1 protein-coding gene is annotated in these 574 nt (G+C 57.0%); it reads left to right on the forward strand.

The genetic code is table 11. From position 1 onward, the window contains the following. Positions 1-574 (forward strand): P-type conjugative transfer protein TrbL (trbL, locus tag EN781_RS33765; protein WP_127400792.1); only part of this gene is annotated, 574 nt, incomplete at both ends.

Consider the following 574-nt stretch of genomic DNA (forward strand, 5'->3'; position numbering starts at 1 on the left):
GACCAGCGTTCTCGGCCGGCTTGTCCGCAAGGTGCTCTATGTTGGCGTCTTCGCCTTCATCCTGAACAATTTCAAGAACCTCGCCGATATCATTTATCGTTCTTTTGCCGGTCTCGGGATTAATGCGTCGGCCGGCAATCTGTCGGCAGACAATCTCCTGCGCCCGGGCCGCATTGCCGCGACCGGTTTCGAAGGTGCTTGGCCAATGCTTGACCAAGCCAGTCAGCTCCTGGGCTTCCCGGAAATCTTCGGCAACGCACTGACCATCTTCGTGCTGCTGATGGCCTGGTTCCTGGTCATCATCGCCTTCTTCATCCTTTCCATCCAGCTTTTCATCACTATCCTTGAGTTCAAGCTCACCACGCTGGCAGGTTTTGTTTTGGTTCCATTCGCACTTTGGAACCGTTCAGCGTTCCTGGCCGAACGCGTGCTCGGCCATGTTATCTCGTCAGGCATCAAGGTGATGGTGCTCGCCGTCATTGTCGGCATCGGCTCCACGCTCTTCGGGGAGTTCGCTTCCGCATTGCAAGGCAAGGAGCCGGATCTGGCCGCTGCCATGTCCCAGGTACTGGGC

This window comes from Mesorhizobium sp. M4A.F.Ca.ET.090.04.2.1 (genome assembly GCF_003999085.1).
Lineage (GTDB): Bacteria > Pseudomonadota > Alphaproteobacteria > Rhizobiales > Rhizobiaceae > Mesorhizobium.